11 protein-coding genes and 6 tRNA genes are annotated in these 20,942 nt (G+C 40.2%); 6 read left to right on the plus strand and 11 right to left on the minus strand.

Annotation, left to right across the window (positions count from 1 at the left end; translation table 11 throughout):
• Window positions 1-271: 271 nt before the first annotated feature.
• The 3 genes from C9J47_RS12750 (at window position 272) to C9J47_RS12755 (ending at window position 3,549) form a co-directional block, all read left to right on the plus strand.
• Window positions 272-2,542, plus strand: coding sequence for an acetyl-CoA hydrolase/transferase C-terminal domain-containing protein (locus C9J47_RS12750; RefSeq protein ID WP_107253870.1), 2,271 nt, complete (start codon window positions 272-274; stop codon window positions 2,540-2,542).
• 41 nt (window positions 2,543-2,583) lie between these two features.
• A complete protein-coding gene (locus tag C9J47_RS27110; RefSeq protein WP_006232327.1) occupies window positions 2,584-2,727 on the plus strand; it encodes a hypothetical protein in 144 nt (47 codons plus the stop codon).
• Window positions 2,728-3,027: 300 nt separating this feature from the next.
• Window positions 3,028-3,549, plus strand: coding sequence for a GNAT family N-acetyltransferase (locus C9J47_RS12755; protein WP_107253871.1), 522 nt, complete (start codon window positions 3,028-3,030; stop codon window positions 3,547-3,549).
• Window positions 3,550-3,716: 167 nt separating this feature from the next.
• On the opposite strand, the gene C9J47_RS12760 is transcribed toward C9J47_RS12755, so the two are convergent.
• The 3 genes from C9J47_RS12760 to C9J47_RS12770 form a co-directional block, all read right to left on the minus strand.
• Window positions 3,717-3,790: transfer RNA gene (locus C9J47_RS12760), tRNA-Cys, on the minus strand.
• A gap of 61 nt (window positions 3,791-3,851) precedes the next feature.
• Window positions 3,852-3,938: transfer RNA gene (locus C9J47_RS12765), tRNA-Leu, on the minus strand.
• A 382-nt stretch (window positions 3,939-4,320) separates the two neighbouring features.
• Window positions 4,321-5,967: a response regulator gene (locus tag C9J47_RS12770; protein WP_107253872.1), complete on the minus strand. Its 1,647-nt coding sequence runs from the start codon at window positions 5,965-5,967 to the stop codon at window positions 4,321-4,323.
• A gap of 503 nt (window positions 5,968-6,470) precedes the next feature.
• Between C9J47_RS12770 and C9J47_RS12775 the strand changes: the two genes are divergently transcribed.
• A complete protein-coding gene (locus C9J47_RS12775) occupies window positions 6,471-7,373 on the plus strand; it encodes a LysR family transcriptional regulator (RefSeq protein ID WP_107253873.1) in 903 nt (300 codons plus the stop codon).
• Window positions 7,374-7,444: 71 nt separating this feature from the next.
• Here the strand turns inward: C9J47_RS12775 and C9J47_RS12780 are convergent, their stop codons facing one another.
• A complete protein-coding gene (locus C9J47_RS12780) occupies window positions 7,445-9,136 on the minus strand; it encodes an L-lactate permease (RefSeq protein WP_107253874.1) in 1,692 nt (563 codons plus the stop codon).
• A 941-nt stretch (window positions 9,137-10,077) separates the two neighbouring features.
• Between C9J47_RS12780 and dld the strand changes: the two genes are divergently transcribed.
• Complete coding sequence (dld, locus tag C9J47_RS12785; RefSeq protein WP_107253875.1) at window positions 10,078-11,784, plus strand: D-lactate dehydrogenase; 1,707 nt, start codon at window positions 10,078-10,080, stop codon at window positions 11,782-11,784.
• A gap of 246 nt (window positions 11,785-12,030) precedes the next feature.
• On the opposite strand, the gene C9J47_RS12790 is transcribed toward dld, so the two are convergent.
• From C9J47_RS12790 to C9J47_RS12815, 6 genes are all read right to left on the minus strand, one after another.
• A tRNA-Gly gene (locus C9J47_RS12790) sits at window positions 12,031-12,106 on the minus strand.
• 42 nt (window positions 12,107-12,148) lie between these two features.
• Window positions 12,149-12,235, minus strand: a tRNA-Leu gene (locus C9J47_RS12795).
• A 107-nt stretch (window positions 12,236-12,342) separates the two neighbouring features.
• A tRNA-Cys gene (locus C9J47_RS12800) sits at window positions 12,343-12,416 on the minus strand.
• Between the two features lie 342 nt (window positions 12,417-12,758).
• Window positions 12,759-13,892 carry a carboxynorspermidine decarboxylase gene (gene nspC / locus C9J47_RS12805; RefSeq protein WP_107253876.1) on the minus strand — a complete coding sequence of 378 codons (1,134 nt, stop codon included), beginning with the start codon at window positions 13,890-13,892 and terminating at the stop codon, window positions 12,759-12,761.
• A gap of 83 nt (window positions 13,893-13,975) precedes the next feature.
• Window positions 13,976-15,220: a carboxynorspermidine synthase gene (locus C9J47_RS12810; protein WP_107253877.1), complete on the minus strand. Its 1,245-nt coding sequence runs from the start codon at window positions 15,218-15,220 to the stop codon at window positions 13,976-13,978.
• Between the two features lie 121 nt (window positions 15,221-15,341).
• The gene (locus tag C9J47_RS12815) at window positions 15,342-18,227 is read right to left on the minus strand and encodes a pyridoxal phosphate-dependent class III aminotransferase (RefSeq protein WP_107253878.1); all 2,886 of its coding nucleotides are present in this window, start codon (window positions 18,225-18,227) and stop codon (window positions 15,342-15,344) included.
• Window positions 18,228-19,387: 1,160 nt separating this feature from the next.
• Here C9J47_RS12815 and C9J47_RS12820 point away from each other — a divergent pair.
• Window positions 19,388-20,410, plus strand: coding sequence for a PTS sugar transporter subunit IIC (locus tag C9J47_RS12820; protein WP_107253879.1), 1,023 nt, complete (start codon window positions 19,388-19,390; stop codon window positions 20,408-20,410).
• Window positions 20,411-20,859: 449 nt separating this feature from the next.
• On the opposite strand, the gene C9J47_RS12825 is transcribed toward C9J47_RS12820, so the two are convergent.
• Window positions 20,860-20,935 (minus strand) — tRNA-Gly (locus tag C9J47_RS12825).
• Between the last annotated feature and the right edge of the window lie 7 nt (window positions 20,936-20,942).

Consider the following 20,942-nt stretch of genomic DNA (forward strand, 5'->3'; position numbering starts at 1 on the left):
CAAAAAACAAACAGCCAAAAACAACATTAAAATCAACCCGTTAAGTAAAGCTAACGGCTTATTTGTTTATTTTAGAATGCTCAACCTAATTATCATTATTTATTTCACCTAACTATATGTGATTGGCTTCAACATATTGAAATAAAGTTCAACTTTCAATAGACAACTAGAGTCATAACTCTATCCTTTAAAAGTATAAAGATAATAATAAAACAACTTAGCAAACACTCGCCACCAATAGTAAATAAATATAGTGAAAAAGGAATTTGTCATGTCTGTACTTGAATTTATAGATACACCTATTTGCCCTTCTGCTCTTTCTCCTAGTCATTCCGATAACCAAATATTGCATACAGAAAACGAAACAAAATCGGCTGCGCAAACATTCGCGACATCAGATGAACTTGTTGATCAAGTAATTGCGCAAGTTGGAAAGAATATCGTTATCGGCGTACCTCTTGCTATCGGAAAACCCATTGCTTTTATCAATGCGCTTTATCAACGAGCGAAAGCCGATCCTTCTATTTCACTTCGTATAGAAACGGGTATTACACTCGAAAAACCTATTGGTAAAAGTACGTTAGAGAAAAACTTTTTAGGGCCATTCGTCGAACGCGAATTTGCGAATGTACCCGAGATTGATTATATCTGTGGTCTTCGTAAAGGCGATATGCCTAGCAATATCTGCGTGAATGAATTTTTCTTCAAAGCGGGCAGCTTTTTAAATAGCACACAGCAATTAAATTACACCAGCACAAACTATACGCATGCCGTTCGAGATCTGCTAGATAAAGGGGTGAATGTTGTCGCCCAAATCGTTGCCAAACGTGTCATTAATGGCGTAACAACGTACAGCTTGTGCAGTAACTCTGATTTAGCGTTAGATTTCATTCCTGAAATGGATCGACTGAAAGCAGAAGGCGTTCCTATGGCAATTGTTGGTGAAGTTAACAGCAACATGCCATTCATGCGTAACCATGCAGAAGTAGCAGACTCCGAATTTGATTTCATTCTTGATGGCAACCTGAACGAAAAACATGAAGATTACGCACTATTTGCAGCACCAAATGCCAGTATTTCCCAAGAAGATCATATGATTGGGCTATATTCGAGTACGCTGATTAAAGATGGTGGTACATTACAGGTTGGTATTGGTTCTCTCAGTAGCGCATTAACGTACAGCACTATGCTACGTCATCAGAATAACCCTGTTTACCAACAAGTACTTCACGATCTAAAAGTTGAAGAAAAATTCCCTCTTAGTTGTGTTATTGGTGAAACGGGCACATTCGAAGAAGGCTTGTACGGCTGTAGTGAGCTGATGGTTGATGGCTTCATGCACTTGTTTAAAGCCGGCATTCTCAAGCGTGAAGTATTCGAAGATTTAACAATACAAACCCTACTTAATGAAAAGAAAATCACGCCGAAAGTGACTATTTCAACACTACTCACTTTGCTTGAGCATAACGCAATATCTTCAGTATTGAACAGTGATGATGTGGATTATTTAAAACGTATTGGCGTATTTAAGTCATCGGTTCATTACCACAATGGGTTGCTTAATATTACTGATAGCAGCTATTTAGGTAATTTGAAAAATGAAGAAGCCTTACAATGGATAACCAAACATTGCTTGAATTCAGCATTATGCGGCGGCGTAGTCATGCACGGTGCATTCTTCATCGGACCTAAAGACTTTTACGAAGCACTTAATACAATGACCGATGCCGAGCATGATCAATTCTGTATGACAAGTGTGAACTATGTAAATGAGCTTTATGACCATTTCCTTGGTAGCCAGCAGCTCAAGCAAGCACAACGTAAACATGCACGTTTCATTAACTCAGCCATGATGGTGACGTTAAATGGATCTGTTATTTCAGATGCCTTAGAAAATGGACAGGTCGTTAGTGGTGTAGGCGGTCAATATAACTTTGTCGCACAGGCCCATCAATTACCCGGTGCACGTTCTATTCTAAAATTACGCAGCTGTTGTGTACGTGGTGGCAAACTTCAATCAAATATTTTATTCAATTACGGACACACGACAATACCTCGTCACCTTCGCGATACGGTTATTACTGAATATGGCATTGCAGATCTTCGCAGTAAGTCAGATCATGTTGTATATACAGAACTGATTAAAATCGCAGATTCACGCTTCCAGCAAGAATTACTAGAAAAAGCCAAAGCGGCAGGAAAAGTAGCAAAAGATTACCAAATTCCTGCTGAATTCTGTAATAACACCCCAGAAGCAATTGCACTAGTATATAACAAATATACAGCACAAGATTTCTTTGGCCCTTTCCCCTTCGGTTGTAGCTTTACTGAAGAAGAGCTTAAATTAGGTAAAGCATTAAAGTCGCTTAAAAATAAAACAGCAACAAGAAAGGGCAAAGCACAGTGTTTATGGCAGGCACTATCCGCACCAAAGCCAACAGCCGCGATTGAACCACTATTAAAGCGTATTGGTATGAATGAGCCAAATAACTTACAAGACCGTATAACAAAGCGCCTATTAACAGCAGAATTAAGTAAATAATTAAAATATCTGTGAGCAATCATTGAACGAGGTATGAGTGGATGGCAACAAAAAGTAAAGAAATGGCATTATGCCCCTATGCTGCAGTATGGGGATGCCCTAAATGTCCAGTTAAGAGGATATGTCCGGGTAAAACAACGATTGGTGATCAGCCAATTAAGCCCAAAGACAAACCGAAAGATTAATTAATTTGAAATAAAACGGGTCACTATTCCTAGCTAGTGACCCGTTTTTCTTTCTTATAAAAACAGCACAAGTAACTAAGCCACGAAGCAATACCCCCTTCCATTCACAAAATCACTGCTAATCCAAGAATCATCTCTGCTAAATTGTTATAAACCGTTTCAAATTCAGCTGAAATTTACGTTTCAAACATGTCGCTCTTATGCATAAATATTTCATGAGCGTATTTTGATACTATAAATAATATACAGGCACAGTAATGGTCATATTGCATTCACTAAATAGGCAGCAAACAGCATTTTATGATAAAGCTAAGAATGGCGACACGAGATGACATTAGCCAAATTTCACGTTTACATGCAAAAAATTGGCAAAATATATATCGCGGTATGCTGTCTGATAAATATCTAGATAACGACATATTTGAAGATCGTCAAACAGTGTGGGTGCAACGGTTTGACACACCAGAAAGCCATCAACGTATTTTAGTGGCATGCGAAAATAATACCGTTTGTGGTTTTATCTGTATTTATATAGATAACCACCGTCAATGGGGGACATTAATTGAAAACCTGCATATCAGCGAACACTATAAAGGGCAAGGAGTGGGTAAAACGTTACTCACCGCTGCCTCCCAAATAGCTTACCAACACGCACCGACTAATGGGCTTTACCTTGAAGTATTGACGGGCAATGTGGCCGCTCAACAATTTTATCAGAAGCTAGGGGCATTCAATGAGAAAACTCAGACATGGCAAGCACCCGATGGTAGCCATGTTCAAGAGTTTGTTTATCGTTGGGAAACCATTAAAGAACTGCTATAAGTTCTCTGGTTTCATTATGTGAAACTGGGAGCAGCAAATACAATACATCGCTGAATCTTGTGGATATTGGTATCTATAACTATCCAAATTCCAGATACAAAAAAACCAGCACTTGGCTGGTTTATTATGATGGTAACTTACCATCGAACACACTGATTAAATCAATATGGAGGCGCGTCCCGGAGTCGAACCGAGGTACACGGATTTGCAATCCGCTGCATAGCCACTCTGCCAACGCGCCATATTTATCGCTAAGTCATTACTTAGCTTTATCGCTTATGGTAACGATAAATAATAATAGATGGTGCCCCGGGCCGGACTTGAACCGGCACAGCGCGAACGCCGAGGGATTTTAAATCCCTTGTGTCTACCAATTCCACCACCAGGGCACGCAATTCTTTATTGCGATGCTCCTAACCATGTGCTTTATAAAAAGCGGTCAGACACCATCTTTATAACAGTCTGTCACTGTAACATGACTGCTAGTACAAAATTCTTTTTCTCTAGAGCGGTTTACCCTGAGAACGAGACGTACTTTAACTGATTGCGAAAATGAGTCAATAAGAAATTTTATGGATTTGATTCAAACGGTTAAAAACAAGCCAAGGAAGTAGAAATGCACACCACAACGCGCATAATTGATCCAGTACAAAAAATAATTAGCACAAAATTAAGACGGTGTATGAGATAAATTTATTTCACTCATTAACGAGGTTTAATCAATGGAATAACAGTTTAGATAGTGCTTTGTACATTAGATTGGGATACTGGCTACAAGAGTTTATTAACACGCTCTAACGCTAGTTTGTAAAGCTCATTGGCTCGCTCGATCTCTTCTTTTTCCGGTCTTGTATCATTACAGCAGACCCAATTACATGACGAAATCACTCCCTTGATATTTGCAGTTTTCAAAAAGGAAGGCGTCGCTAATGCTGTCAGTTCAAGAATCAAAAAACATAGATGATAATGAAAAGGTACCATATGAAACGCTCTATAGGCGTCTTCTAACGCCCCTATTGCATTATTACTGTTACGTTTTTCAAAGGCTTTTTCTACCAGCTCACCTCCTTCTTTTAAGCGATGGTTAATTTCAACATGGCAGGCTTCAAGCAGCTTAACCTGGCTTTGTATTAATACATCATCATCTGATTTCCAACATAATCCTCTCGCGATCTGCATCGTTTTTTCATATTGTTCAGGCATGCCACAAAAGCCATACAAGCGAGCAATATTCAACACCGTGTAATAATCATCAATAGGCTTTTCTTGAAGGTTAATTTTACTAACTATTGTAAAAGAATCTTGGATTTCACCATGTAAACAAGCCAGAATGGCGACTCCAACCAATGAACCGATCTCACTCTCATAACGTTCTTTCTCTGTATCACCATGTATATTCTGTTCGTAAATATTGTGTCTTGCCTCATTCAGCAATTCGGTATATTCAGAATTGTCATCGGTATATATACTAGCAAGCATTAGTGAAACAGAAATATTAGAATATACACCGAAGCTATAACGGCTTGTCCCTGTAACCTTTTGAATAAAACGTAAATATCCAATCGCTGCTTTCTGATGTTGTTGAAGAACAGCATAAAGGTTAGCAATGATGAGTTCTCGTAGTGGGTTTGCTGAATTAACTTTGTGCAGAAGGTGAAACTGTTCAAGGGCTTCCGGCAACTGTTCACTCGCTATCAAACATCCAGCCAAATGCTTTCTCGCTAATGGCTGCTTCGGGTATTTTGCCAAAATGTCTCGAAAGACAGTCTCTGCTCTTTTCAGTTCACCTAAACCTTTAAGAGCTTGCCCAAAACCAATTCTTGGCCATAAATGATCAGTATGCTTACAGGCATTTTCATAGAAAATTTTGGCTTCTAAATGTCGCTCTGAACGTAATAAACAATCTCCGTTTATTCTATCGATATAACCTGTATACAGCGGGTGATCCGCTCTATATCTCTTACAAAGGTCAGTCGCTGTTTGATAATCCTTATTATCAACAGCCAGTAATAAAGGATACAAAGTCGATTTTCGTGCTAATACCATCTCAATCCGATGTATAAATGCGGCCGCAGAGAAAGGTTTTATCAAATAATCATCAGGTTCCAGTTCAATGAGATGAGTAACGACCTTCTGAGTACTGTCACCAGTCACACACATAAAGACACCATCACTTGGAAGAAGTCTACGTTGTTTTACTTCGTCAAAAATGAGACCACCATCAATATGATGGTGCATATTATAATCACAAATCACTATATCATAAGAGTGGGCAGCTAATAGGCGGATAGCTTTGAGGCTATCCATCGTGCTATCAATATTATGATTAGAAATACCAGCCACATTGAGCATAGATCGCATGATTGAGATGGCGGTACTAGAGTCATCTATCAATAAATATTTCTTTTCTATCACCATCTCAACCCCTCCATGGCTACACAAGTCAAACGATAGCACTGAATAAACCTGTTGCATATGCATAAGACAAAATAATCATTGTGAAAGAAGAAATATAGAAAATTTGATGTGGAAGTCTTCTGATTCACCGCAACAAACTGCTGTGCGTGCCGCTGGGCAGGTGACATGTTGATGATGAAATTGGCGCGGATCTAATTTCAGATAAATAAAAAGCCCTAACATTTAACTTTATTAATCAATTAATTAAAAAGCAAGCTGCACTGTGCAAGTAGCGATCAGTTAGCACATGACCAATTTGTATTAACCATTCATAGCCATTAACAAAAAATGCTCGCTCATTGGTATCCAAAGTTACAGAGCTCGTTCAGACGCTGAAACCTGAACCTTAAATTAATTAAGTACAGTAAGGCTCCTTTTTACCACCTTTAGTGGCATTTAATATTTCCTTATTGGTTGATATACTGCCGCACATAATTAATTTCGTTGCAAAAAGTACACTAATAATGCGAAATACAGATGACTTTTTAATCTTTTACCATTTAATTGAGCAAGGCTCATTCAGCAAAGCCGCCGATCAAGTTGGGCTAACAAAGTCTGTCGTTAGTAAGCGGATAACCCGTTTAGAACAAGATCTTGGCGTGCAGCTGGTTTATCGAACGACTCGTAAGTTAACGCTTACCGAAGCGGGCGAGGTTTTTTTCGGCCATGCGAGAGAAGTTTATTATTCTGTCCAAAGTGCTGAAGAAGCCATGAGCGGATTAGGAGAAAGCTTAACAGGCACCATTCGTCTTACCGTTCCAACTATTTCTGGTGAACTGCTATTACCGAAAGCAATATCAGAGTTTAGTGCTAAATACCCAGAAATTCACATCGATATGGATTTAGACAATCGGTTTGTTGATATTGTGAAAGAAGGGTTTGACCTCGCGATCCGAACGGGTGAATTACCAGATTCAAGTTTTATAGCCAGAAGACTTGTTGATGCTCATTGGGTTATTTGTGGTGCTCCTGAATACTTTGCTCGCAATGGGGTACCAAAAATAGCATCTGAACTGGTCAATCATAATTGCCTCGCTTATAGCTACCAAGAAACTGGGGCAAAAGAATGGCTGTTCAAAGGTGAAAATAAACCTTATACCATTAAGGTGAATGGTAACTTTACGACGAATAATGCATCTGCATTACGTCGCGCAGCTTTGTTTGGGCAAGGACTCGTTTATGTGCCGAAAGTGCTAGTTGCGGAAGATTTAAAAGCAGGTAGTTTAATTGAAGTGCTGCAAGAGCAAGTCGCTAAGTGCTTAGGTATTTATGCCATGTACCCTTACACTCGTCACCAGCCGATCAAGGTAAAATTATTTATAGAGCACCTTTATCAGTGTTATCAGAAACACGAAGATAAGTTTTAGCTCTCGATCTATAAAGAAAAAACGAGATGATCGAAACTATCACCTCGCTTTTTTATTAGGTCTGATGGGTATTACACTATAGTACTCATAATTGCAGCCACAATGCCGTAAGCGATCATCGGAACGACAGTACGCTTAATAATAAAGCCTTCTTTATTGGCGATACCTAAAATGGTTGATACGGCAATGATGTTATTGATACACACCATGTTACCCATAGCCCCACCGACTGACTGCAAAGCTAAAATTGTGGTTTGTGGCAAACCAACATTAATTGCAATTGTCTGCTGAATAGCACCGAAAGTCAGGTTAGACACAGTTGCAGAGCCCGAGAAGAATGCACCAAGTGCACCTAAATAGGCACCAACATATTGCCAACTTGTACCCATAAGATCAGAGAAGGCTTGACCTGCTGTCATGATCGGTGAGTTCTCACCACCAGTCATCATCAACTTCACCATAATTAATGCACCAACCAGCGCGATAAATGGCATTTTGATTCGGCTCGCTGTTTCAGAAAACATTTGTTTAACTACGTTTCCTTGCAACTTAAACAGTGGGATAGAAATCAATACCACCAGAAGGAAAGGTATCAGTGCTGGCACATAAAGTGTCTTATAAGCCCAAGATACATCGGTTCCAAGAATATGGCTAAGTTTAACAATCAATGCCTTACTAAGACTGAAGTCACCTAGCGGGCCAAACGATAGAGAAAATATTTCTGTACCATCAGTCAGTATCGACTTAATGCCGAACTGCTTAATACGAGTAACAATAAGAATGACAATAAGTAAAATCGTTGGCGTCATCGCTTTAAAAATTTGTGCCGACGACACACTTTGACTTTGTACGCTTTGCTTCTCTGATGAACGAGTTTCTGCCGAGCGAGAATCAGTAGCTGTCATATTGACTGCGTTCACTTCACCAAAAGCTGCAGCATCACCAGCAAAAACAGTTTGGGTAACATTGTGCTGCTCTTTTGCTAAACCTAAGCCTAAACGCGCAACAATAACTGAAACAATCAAACCAATAGCGCCACCAACAAGTGCTGGGAACTCATAATTCCATTGTGCAAGTAGGAAATATGGAACAGTACATGACAAAGTACTGATTAATACAAACAGATAATTTTTACGGATATCATTCCAACTAACGATGAAACGAAGCGCCATAGGCGGAATGATAAATGCAGCTACAAAATGGATTAAAGCAGTAGTTTTACCTATATCAAGTAAGGTTGCATCATCTAACCCTAGGTTGGAAAAACCAAACCATGTTGGCGTACCTACAGCACCGAATGATACAGGTACAGAGTTCATGACTAGGGCCAACATGGCAACCTTCAATGGATTAAAGCCTAAGCCCACTAGAATCGGGGCAGCAATTGCAGCTGGGGTACCAAAACCGGATGCACCTTCAATCATGAAAGCAAATGCCCAACCGATAATCATTAGCTGAGCTACTTGGTTTCGACTGATCCCTTCAAGCCAGCGACGAATTATATCTTCAGAGCCTGAAAGATAGATCATTCTGTTTAATAAAATAGCGCCAGCAACAATAGAAATTGGAGTTATAGCAGAAAGAATACCAGCAATGATGTTGGCGCTAATTAATGTGATGTCTGTACCGAAGTAAAAAAGTTGTATTGTTCCTACCATTAGAGCGGTAACTGGTAAGGCAATGTGCGAAGGTAATCCATTTTTCTTTGTCATCATCCAAATCAGGATGACAATAGGTATAACGGATAAAAATAAGGACGTCATGATCTTCCACTCCATGTGTTTGGCTAGCTAGTTACCCGATTAATTAGGATATTTCTTAAGTTAGCTGCCATGTTTATAATTATGTTATTTTCATTACAGGCTGTATTTAGAACAGTAATTTTCTATCAGCTGTTTTATGTGGGGAAGATATTCTAAAGCGAAAAAAAGTAATGGCTATGCCTCTTTTTTGCTACAGGAGGCATTAGTAAATATAAGTTATTTTGTTAAAAAATATATAATTCGCCTCAAAACCTTTGATAACAAGGCTGCAATAAACAAATAGTATAAATATCGCCCTCTTATTATACATAAACCGGAAACAATCATGTTCTATATCTGCACTAATAAATAAAAGTAATAACTGAGAATTTCACTATTTATAGCCTTCTTACGTTAAAAACAATTATCACCACCATATAGAATGGTGTTATATTACAACAAACACCATCAGTAAAATGATAATACATAAAACATTTGTTATTTAATTACAAACTTGACTTGTGATTATTGATGCGTTTCATGAGCTCAATTAATACCCTCCTACTTAATAAATGGTTAGACAAAACAAAAGGTGTATTTCATTCACCCACTGCTTAAGCATGTTTTTATACTTCTATACCCAAGTAACCTCACGTAAATGCCACATCAGAATAAAACACTCCCTATTTATCGCCTATTTGGACTAAAAATATAATTTATCAGTTATTATTTATTTGCGCTTTTGAAACTTACCGTTGCAAAATAATGAATAGTCAGTTGTTAATGTCAGCTAAAAATCTTGCTACCTTGTTGTATCTTATAAATAAATAATTAAATTCCGTAAGCATTACATAATTTGAAATTTATGTAAAAAACACATCCGAATATATTCATCGTAGATGTACGGATGAATAAATGTTTACACTATTACAACTTAAGACACACTGTAGTAAAGGATTGTTATGGAAAACCATACGCTAATAAAGACGTTCCAATCACTTGTTGGAACAAAAAACGTTTTAACCAGAATTAAAGAAACCGAATATTACCGTTCAGGTTTTCGTTCGGGGAAAGGCGAAGCTCTTGCAGTCGTATTTCCGACAACTTTACTAGAGCAGTGGAATGTCATTAAGTCATGCGTTGAATCAAACTGCATTATTATTATGCAAGCGGCAAAAACCGGACTAACAGAAGGTTCGGCACCAAGCGGCAGTGATTACGACAGAGAAGTGGTAATCATTAATATTACTAAAATGAAACAGATTCATCTTTTAGATGGTGGCAAGCAGGCTATATGTATGCCGGGCACAAGCCTACACAACCTAGAGAAAGAACTAAAAAAAGTAAAGCGTGCGCCGCACTCTGTCATTGGATCCTCTTCTATTGGTGCAACAGTTGTTGGTGGTATTGCCAATAACTCTGGTGGTGCACTGGTTAAACGCGGGCCTGCTTATACTGAATTATCATTATTCGCTCAAGTAGATAAAGAAGGCAAATTACACCTCGTTAACCACTTAGGAATTGACGGACTAGGTGATACACCTGAAGAGATCTTAACCAACATTCAAAACGGAAACATTAAACTGGAAAACATCCAGCATAATGCTGGTATGGCTTCTGACCGTGAATATGAAGCGCGCGTTCGTGATGTAGATTCTGATATTCCATCTCGATTTAACGCTGATGAACGCCGGTTATACGAGGCCAGTGGTTGCGCGGGTAAGCTAGGTATTTTTGCCGTACGAGTTGACAGCTACCCTGTAACAGAAAAAGAGCAGGTTTTTTATATTGGTACTGATAACGCTGAAAAACTGACTCAGCTAAGAAGGGATATTTTATCTAAGTTTGATAATTTACCAGAAATGGGTGAATACATGCACCGTGACATTTTCAATCTTTCAGAAAAATACGGTAAAGATGTTTTCCTTTCTATCAATTACTTAGGTACCGAAAGTCTACCGAAGTTCTTTGCATTAAAAGCAAAAGTAGAAAACTTCCTAGGTCGTATTCCTTTTGTGAACAAATACCTGCCAGATACAATTTTGTATTATATAAGCAAGATATTCCCTCAGCATCTGCCAAAACGCATGCTGGATTTCCGTAACAAGTATCAACACCACCTAATATTAAAAATGAGTGATAAGGGAATCGAAGAAGCAAAAGCTTACCTAGAAAAGAACTGGGGAGAAGGCTCAGGTGGTAGCTACTTTACATGTACTGCAGACGAAGGGAAAAAAGCACTGCTACATCGTTTTGCAGCAGCAGGAGCAGCTATTCGTTACGAAACTATCCACAGAAATGAAGTTGAAGAGATAGTCGCACTTGATATAGCGCTTCGCCGTAATGACCGTGGATGGGTAGAAGAACTACCAGAAGAGATAACCAAAAACATGGTGACATCACTTTATTACGGCCATTTTCTGTGTCATGTATTCCATCAGGACTATATCTTCAAGAAAGGCACTGACACCAAGAAAATGAAGAAATTGATGTTGGAATTGCTTGAACAAAAAGGAGCAAAATATCCTGCCGAACATAATGTTGGTCACCTTTATGAGGCTGAAAACACATTGCAGGAGTTTTATCATAAGTTGGACCCAACCAACACCTTTAACCCAGGGATTGGTAAGATGAGTAAATACAAGCGCAATTGTAGCTGCTGCCATTAAAACGCAAAGCCAGAGCATTATGCTCTGGCTTTTTATTAAGTTCCCTACTGCTATTAAGAAATACATTGAGCCTAGCAATGTTATGACGCCAGCTTTTCTTTCGGGATTTTGATGAATTGGTTATGGGAGTATTCTGGTTCACGGCAGCAACAAACTGCTGTGCGAGTGGCACATTGAATATGATATTGACGCGACTCAAAATTTAAATAATAAAAAGCCCTGACATTTCTGTCAGGGCTTCGTATTTGGAGCGACACATCGGGTTCGAACCGATGACCTCAACCTTGGCAAGGTTGCGCTCTACCAGCTGAGCTAGTGTCGCATGCTGAAACCCTCTTTTCAGAGAATATCAGACTTTAATAGATGGTGCCCCGGGCCGGACTTGAACCGGCACAGCGCGAACGCCGAGGGATTTTAAATCCCTTGTGTCTACCAATTCCACCACCAGGGCACGCAATTCTTTATTGCGATGCTCCTAACCAATGTGCTTTATAAAAAGCGGTTAGACACCATCTTTATAACGGCCTGCCAATGTAACGTGACCGTTAGTACAAAATTTGGAGGCGCGTCCCGGAGTCGAACCGAGGTACACGGATTTGCAATCCGCTGCATAGCCACTCTGCCAACGCGCCATATTCTTTAAAGCTAAAACATCTTAAAGAAGTAAGCAATCTTTCAATCGCTAACCGTTAATGGGTTACCCCGTTGCGGTATGGCACGTACTTTACTTGATTCAGAAAATGAGTCAATAGGAAATTTTATTGTTTTAATTCAACTGATTATTTTTTATCTAAACCTGCTAAAAACAACGCAAAATTCGTTTAAATTAACGTCGCCATTGTGAAATTAATCATACCCCCCCCCTATTACAGCCAAAAGATAACGTTTTCTACAACGTAAAAAAAGACCGTTCACCGATCTTCTTTATAATAATTGGCTTATATGCTTGTACTTAAACGTTAGTACTTAAACGTTTACGACACCGACCATTGTGACAAAGATCGTTTAAAATCGTCATAACCGAATTCATTCAGTTTCTCTATTTCACCATTTGCACGTTCACAGTAAATAGAGGGCATCTTCAAACCATTAAACCAGTTTAATTTCACCATTGTATAACCTGCACTATCTGTGATGTGCAAACGCTGACCAATCTTCAATGGCTCATCAAACTGGGTTACACAAAACTGATCACCGGCTAAACAAGAACAACTACCAATAACATACTGGTACTCCCCCTGCTCGCTGGCTTCAGCAATCGAGGCTGGTTCATCATAAATTAGCGTATCTAAACGGTGTGCTTCTGTTGCACTGTCTACAATTGCTGTTTTCATCTCATTTTCGACAATATCAACAACTGTCACCACAAGATCGGCCGTTTTAGTAATAATCGCTTCACCGGGCTCAAGGTATAACTGAACACCATGCTTCTCAGAAAACGTTTTCAATGCCGCTGCAAGCTTTTCGATGTTATAACCCGGCCAAGTAAAGAATACCCCACCGCCAAGGCTCACCCAGTCTAGTTTGTCTAAATGCTGACCAAACTTATCTGAGATATCATTTAATAATCCTATGAATGCATCTTCATCTTTGTTCTCACAGTTCATGTGGAACATAACACCGTCAAGATTATCAAAGACAGCTGCATCAATGTGATCCCACTGCACACCAAGGCGTGAATATTGACGCGCAGGATTAGCTAAATCTTGCCCTGCATAGCTAACACCAGGGTTTAGGCGTAAACCAAGAGATGCTTTACCTTCAACCAAATGACAATAAGCTGCTAGCTGGTTTTGCGAGTTGAAAATCATCTTATCGCAGATTTCAGCCACTTCTTTCACATCATCTTCACTGTAACCCACGCTGTAAGCATGTGTTTCACCACCAAACGTTTCATAGCCTAGCTTCACTTCATAAGGACCACTGCTTGTAGTACCATCAAGATACGGCTTAATAAGGTCGAACACCCCCCACGTAGAAAAGCATTTCAGTGCCAGTACCAACTTCACACCAGAAAGCTCTTTTAACAACTTTGCTTTCTCTAAATTTGCTACCAGCTTACTTTCATCAATCATAAAGTAAGGTGTTTTTAAATCATTCTTCTGCATTTTTACTACCCGCGTAGACGGAATAAAGCCGATGCTTGCACACCGGCTCTAATGATTAATTCGATATAACAGCTATAAGGGTGTTATTTTAGAATCTTAATCTCAGGCTGTGCTACTGGCAATTCCTGTACATGCCAATCAAGACCGATTGTTGGCATTAGCTCTAGGAATGGGTCTGGGTTCAACTGCTCCATGTTGAATACACCTTTACCACTCCACTCGTTACGGAAGTACATAAGTGCCGCTGTAATGGCAGGTACACCTGTCGTGTAAGAAATCGCTTGGTGTTCAACATCTTTGTAAGCAACTTCATGATCGGCATTGTTATAGATGAAGACACTACGTGGCTCACCGTCTTTAATACCTTGAACCCAAGTACCGATACAGGTTAAACCTGTGTAGCCCGGTGCTAATGATGTTGGATCAGGCAAAATAGCTTTCAGCACTTTAAGTGGCTCTACAACAGTACCATCTTGCAGCGTTACTGGATTTGGGCTTAACAGACCAATATCACGCATACAGTTAAAATAGTTCAGGTAAGTATCACCAAAGCCCATCCAGAATTCGATACGATTCGCTGGAATAAACTCTTTCATTGAACGCACTTCATCGTGCGCCATTGAGTATACTTTCTGGCAGCCACAATTAGGGAAATCAAATTCAAGCATACGTGTATGGCAAGGCACTTGTTTCCACTCTTGGTTTTCCCAGTAGAAAGAATCACCCTGAATTTCTAGCATATTTGTTTCTGGGTCAAAGTTCGTTGCGAACTTCTTACCGTGATCACCAGCATTCACGTCCATTACATCGATTGTGTCGATTTCATCGAACAAATGCTTAACCGCGTAAGCTGCAAATACACTTACAACACCTGGATCAAAGCCCGCACCAAGAATACCTGTAATACCCGCCTCTGCGAATTTTTCACGGAATGCCCACTGTGGATCGTAAGCTTCAGGCACTTGTTGACCTTCACTGCACAAGTCTACCGCTACAGATGTATCAAGGTATGATACTTTAGCTTGGTAACATGCTTCCATAATGGCAACGTTAACCCAAGGAGGGCCCGCATTAATAACCAAATCAGGCTGAACTTCTTTGATCAGTGCAACTAGTGCATCAACGTCATCTGCATTTACTGCACGTGATTCTAGTTTTTTAGTCGTGTCTTTTAGGTTATTACGCCCTTTAATTGACTCGATGATCTTTTCACATTTGCTAACTGTACGAGATGCAATGGTGATATCACCTAATACGTCATTATTCTGTGCCGCTTTATGCGCGATAACCCAACCAACACCACCTGCACCAATTTGTAAAATAGCCATATTTTTTTGTATTCCGTCTATGTGTTCTTTGAAATATATTCGACAACTTATTAAAAAATCGCCTGAAATCAGAATATTTCCCCTCCTCTAAAAAGAAGGGGAATTATTTATCTTTTTTACGTTATAACGTTAAAGCCAACTGATTGATATTATTTAGCAATAACTCAAAATCAGTCATAGTTAAACAAGGATTTAGAATCGTGAACTTTAACGCAACCTTACCGTCGACAACCGTTTCACCCAGTACAGCAACACCTTTAACAAGTGCCTCTATACGGAGTTTTTTGTTCAGTGCGTCGATATCGGTATCTGGCTTTTCACCCACATAACGGAATAACACCGTTGATAATGCAGGGTCTGCCAGTAATTCAAATTCATTGCGATTATTGACCAAGTCGGCAACTTGCTGTGTTTGCCCTAACAGGTGATCATACATACCGCCAAGAGCTTGCGTACCAACACACTGCATTGTCATCAATACTTTTAATGCATCGAAACGCTTCGTTGTTGCAATCGATTTATCAACAAGGTTTGGCAGTAAATCATCTTCACGATTCAGATAATCGGCATGATGTAATAAGTACTTAAAGTTCTCTTTGTCTTTAAGCAATACTGCACCACAGCTGATTGGTTGGAAGAATAACTTGTGGAAGTCCACACTCACTGAGTCTGCTTTTTCAATACCGTGTAAACGTGTTTTGTGGCGGCTAAGAATCAGTGCACCACCGTAAGCCCCATCAACATGCAGCCACAGGTTATGTTGCTCTGCAATATCAGCCATATTGGCTAAGTCATCAATCGCGCCGTGATCGGTTGTACCAGCTGTGCCAACTAAAGCGAATGGCAATAAGCCTTCATTCTTTAGTGTCTCTACCGTTTTCACCAATGCTGCAATCTTAATAGTGCCATCGGGGTTGGTATCAACACACTCTACTGCGTGTTCACCTAGCCCCATTAATGACGCTGATTTTTGCACGGTGAAGTGTGATTTTTTCGAGCACAATATGCGCATTTTCGACGCATACTCTGGCAAGCCATCTTTCTGGATATTGTGACCAGAAATAGTATCTGCCGCCCAATCACGGGCTAATAGCAGCCCCATCAAATTACTTTGAGTGCCGCCACTGGTGAATACACCATCCGCTTGTTCACCTAGGTTATAAACACCACATAACCAATCGACAACTTTTTGCTCTACAAATGTTGCTGAACTCGCCTGATCCCATGAATCCATCGATTGGTTTAACGACGCAATAAAGGCTTCAGCGGCAACTGCTGGCAATAAAGGTGGCGTATGTAGATGAGCAATACAATGTGGATGTTGCACCATGATTGAATTTTTAGCGATAAGCTCGCCGGTTTGCTCAATGACCGTTTCAATCGGCAACTGCTGGTGATCGAGATCAATGTTATAAATCATCGATTTCAAGACTTCAGGATCTAACCCTGAATAGGGTGCCGTTGTCTCTTCAAATACATTTTTCAGCACTTGGGTTGTCTGATTCAGTACTTTTTCAAACTGGTCAGCACCACCTTCACCAGTATGGATGAAATATGAACGCCAATCGTCTTGTTCATTCGCCGTTACAGGCTCAACAATTTTAGCGGGACCCGCCGTTGCAATAATCGCTTTGCTTAACGCATCAAGCACAAAGTCAATTTGCTCGAAAGTAATAATAAGCGGGGGAAGGAAACGCAGTACAGAGCCCTGACGACCACCTTTTTCGATAATCAATCCACGTTCAAGGGCTGCACGTTGAATGTTAACCGTTAATTCTGGATCAGCTTCAGGTTCACCAAATTTATTCTTAGCGCCGTTAGGTTTTACAATTTCAACACCTAACATCAAGCCTTTACCACGAACTTCAGCAATACAATCCGTGTATTGAGCAATACGTTCGATGCCTTCACGTAAGTACTGTCCGGCTTTTTGAGCATGCTCGACCAAGTTATCACGACGAATGATTTCTAACGCTGTCGCACCTGTTGCCATCGCAAGTTGGTTGCCGCGGAATGTACCTGTATGTTCACCAGGCAGCCAAGTATCTATCGACTTATTAAAAATAAGCAACGACATTGGTAGTCCGCCACCAACGGCTTTTGACAAACACAGAATATCAGGCGTAATGCCTGCTTCTTCAAAAGCAAAGTTATGGCCTGTTTTACCAATACCGCATTGAATTTCATCCAAAATAAGTAGGATGCCCTGCTCTTTGGTAATGCGGCGTAATTCTTGTAACCAGAATGCAGGGGCAGGAATAACACCACCTTCGCCTTGCACGGGTTCAACGATAATTGCAGCAGGCTTTTGAACACCACTTTCATCATCGCTCAGCATACGCTCGATATAACGTAAACTTTGTTTTGCACCTTCGTCGCCTTTTAAACCAAACGGACAACGTAGACTATATGGGAATGGTAAAAAATGAACATCTGACATCAGCCCCTGACGGCGTGATTTGGTACTTAGATTACCCATCATTGCCATCGTGCCGTTCGTCATACCATGGTAGGCACCATGAAACGCAGCCATCGTGTTTCGACCAGTTGTTTGTTTCGCGAGTTTAATAGCTGCTTCAACAGCATCAGCACCCGATGGACCACAGAATTGGATACACGCATTATTCGCAAATTCATCAGGAAGGAAGCTCATGACTTCTCTGATAAATTTATCTTTTGTTGGTGTTGTTATATCCAACGTCTGATAAGGCAAACCCGCTTGTAGCTGGTCAATAATCGCTTGATTAATTTCTGGATGATTATAACCAAGCGCAAGTGTGCCAGCACCAGCAAGGCAATCAATAAAGAGTTGACCACGGGTATCTTCAACCATAACGCCAGCCGCTTTTGCGATAGCTAAAGGTAAGCGTCTTGGATATGAACGCACCTCTGATTCATAATGCTCTTGGCTAAGCAAAAGTTCATCGGGTGTTAAGTCATATAACTCGTGAACGACAGGGATATTAGAAGCTAGCTTCAGTTCGTCTAAATCAAACACATTGTTCATTTTCATTTCCATTAAATCATCACGTTACGCATCGAATAATTCATATCGTTATATGTATTCGAGTTCTTATCGAGAACAAATAGAGATACAAACAATCGAGAGATATGCTGAACGTTCAGGCATAACGAAAGTGGTATTCCTAGATGGTCGAATGAACTTATGCGTATAAATTTCACCAGAAAAAGCTGATGAAAAGTTCTTCTGCAACAATCAACAATACATAAGATATTGATTTATTGATGCACTTAACCCGCATTCATCATTGGAATATTGAAAAAGCCTTTTTAAAAGACAATATTCAATTGTGCCAATATGCGAATTAACAAAGAGAGTAAGTTACTCGTGTTTTTTAAGGAAAGATCAAGGCTCAGTAATAATACTGCAGTTAGGCAAGACGAACGTAAGTTGCATAGATAATGTTGGTATATTCACTGTTGGGTTCCTTCAATATGCACCTGCTTTATTTTATGCAGGTTTGCTCTATTAATGCCCTTCTACTAACGATTGGTTCGTTAGTACCTACGGCACGTTATGACACACTTATTTGATATCGTCATAACGCATGTGTCTCAGTACAATTCACTCGAGATTGGGCAGAAAGTAACACAATCACGATTTAAAAAACAAGTGCTATTTATATAAGAACTCAATATTTCAATCGCATTAATACAAAACACCACCAAATAGCACACTGATAACTAATTCAGCAGCATTTACCCATAAAATTCAGTATTACTTTCCAACAAGTAAAAGATACTCAGCTTAATCAACCATATGAACTTACACTTATATCCATGAGTTTTACGGAATATGAACTAGCTCAAAAACCAACCAACTTGCTTGTGCTACGGTAGCTCTATTACACAATACCCTTTTGTTCTTCACACAATGTATTCAAACATGGTGACGCATATGAACATATATTGAGTCAATATTGATGCTAGCAGTTTGCGCAGCTATCTCTTTTTTATTTCACCTCTGTACTACCCTATTCGTTTTATTCCGTCTGGTCCTGACCCTGGTCGCATTTCTCATCTTCAGCCTCTCTATAAATCTATATCAATATAGCAACTCGCAGCGTTAAGCGAGGTTGCTAGGTGAATATCACCTGTAAATGGTGTTATTCATATCAGAAGTCGCTTGTATGGTAAGGAAAGACCATGGAAATTTTATTAGGAATTACAGCACTTTTAATGGCTCTGGCATTATTTTCACTTTTTAGCTTTAAAGCACCCCACGGTAGTGCAGCAATGAGTGGGTTAGCAGATGCTGCTATCGCGACATTTCTCGTCGAAGCTATTCATAAGTACGTTATGGGTAACTTATTAGGAATTGGTTACTTAGCCGAATTTGGTAACCTCGTTGGTGGTATGGGAGGTGTCGCTGCGGCCACATTAGTCATGCTCCGTGTTGGTGTACAGCCAGTCTTTGCGATGGTTACAGGTTTGGCAATGATACATTTAGGTATTCTAGAAGGCTTCATTGTCGGCTATTTATTCTCGTTCATTGCCCCTCTATTTAAAAAATATTTAGCAGAAGGTATCGACGTTATTCTAGGTGTGTTAATTCTTGCCCCACTAGCACGATTAGTCGGCTTCTTTATTAGTCCAGCCCTTGATTTACTGATGGGAACGTTGGCTAACATGATCACTGAAGCAACCTCATTGTCACCGCTGATTATGGGCTTCTTATTAGGTGGGCTTATTAAAATGGTATGTACTTCCCCGCTCAGTTCAATGGCATTGACCGCTATGCTCGGATTAACAGGACTACCGATGGGGATTGCGGCAATGGCCTGTGTTGGTGGTTCGTTTACCAACGGTTATATTTTCCATACTCTAAAATTAGGGAAATCATGCAATACAGTGAGCGTAATGTTAGAGCCTTTAACTCAGGCACATATTGTTACCCGCAATCCCGTCCCTATTTTCATGTCTAATTTCATTGGTGGTGCCTTCGCTGGCACAATCGCCGCGTATTTCGGCATCATCAATGATGCACCAGGCAGTGCGGCTCCTATTCCCGGTTTATTAGCCTCAATTGCTTTCAACCCGCCATCAACCTTATTCATGGCCGCATCTGCTGCTGCTGTCGCAGGTTTATTGGGTGGTATGATTGGCGTGAGAATTTACCGTACGTTTTTACAAGAACGAGTTCCTTTGCAGCAGTTTGCTAATGGATAATTTTTAGCACCAATTTTGGCAAGGCCGCACCCTACCAGCTGAGCCAGTGTCGCATGCTGCAAAAAGTATAAATAAAAAGCCCAATCATTTCTGATTGGGCTTTTCAATTTGGAGCGACACACAAGGCTCCCGATCTTCAAGGCTTAGGCGTGACCTCAACCTTGATAAGGTTACACCCTACCAGCTAAGCTAATGATTGTTGAGATAACGCATCGAGACTCTTTCTAATATGCTCCAAACGTCAAAAAGCCCAATCATTTCTGATTGGGCTTTTCAATTTGGAGCGACACACGAGGCTCCCGATCTTCAAGGCTTAGGCGTGACCTCAACCTTGATAAGGTTGCACCCTACCAGCTAAGCTAATGATTGTTGAGATAACGCATCGAGACTCTTTCTAATATGCTCCAAACGTCAAAAAGCCCAATCATTTCTGATTGGGCTTTTCAATTTGGAGCGACACACGAGGCTCGAACTCGTGACCTCAACCTTGGCAAGGTTGCGCTCTACCAGCTGAGCTAGTGTCGCATGCTGA

Origin of the sequence: Photobacterium indicum (assembly GCF_003026215.1) — a bacterium.
Classification (GTDB): domain Bacteria; phylum Pseudomonadota; class Gammaproteobacteria; order Enterobacterales; family Vibrionaceae; genus Photobacterium; species Photobacterium indicum.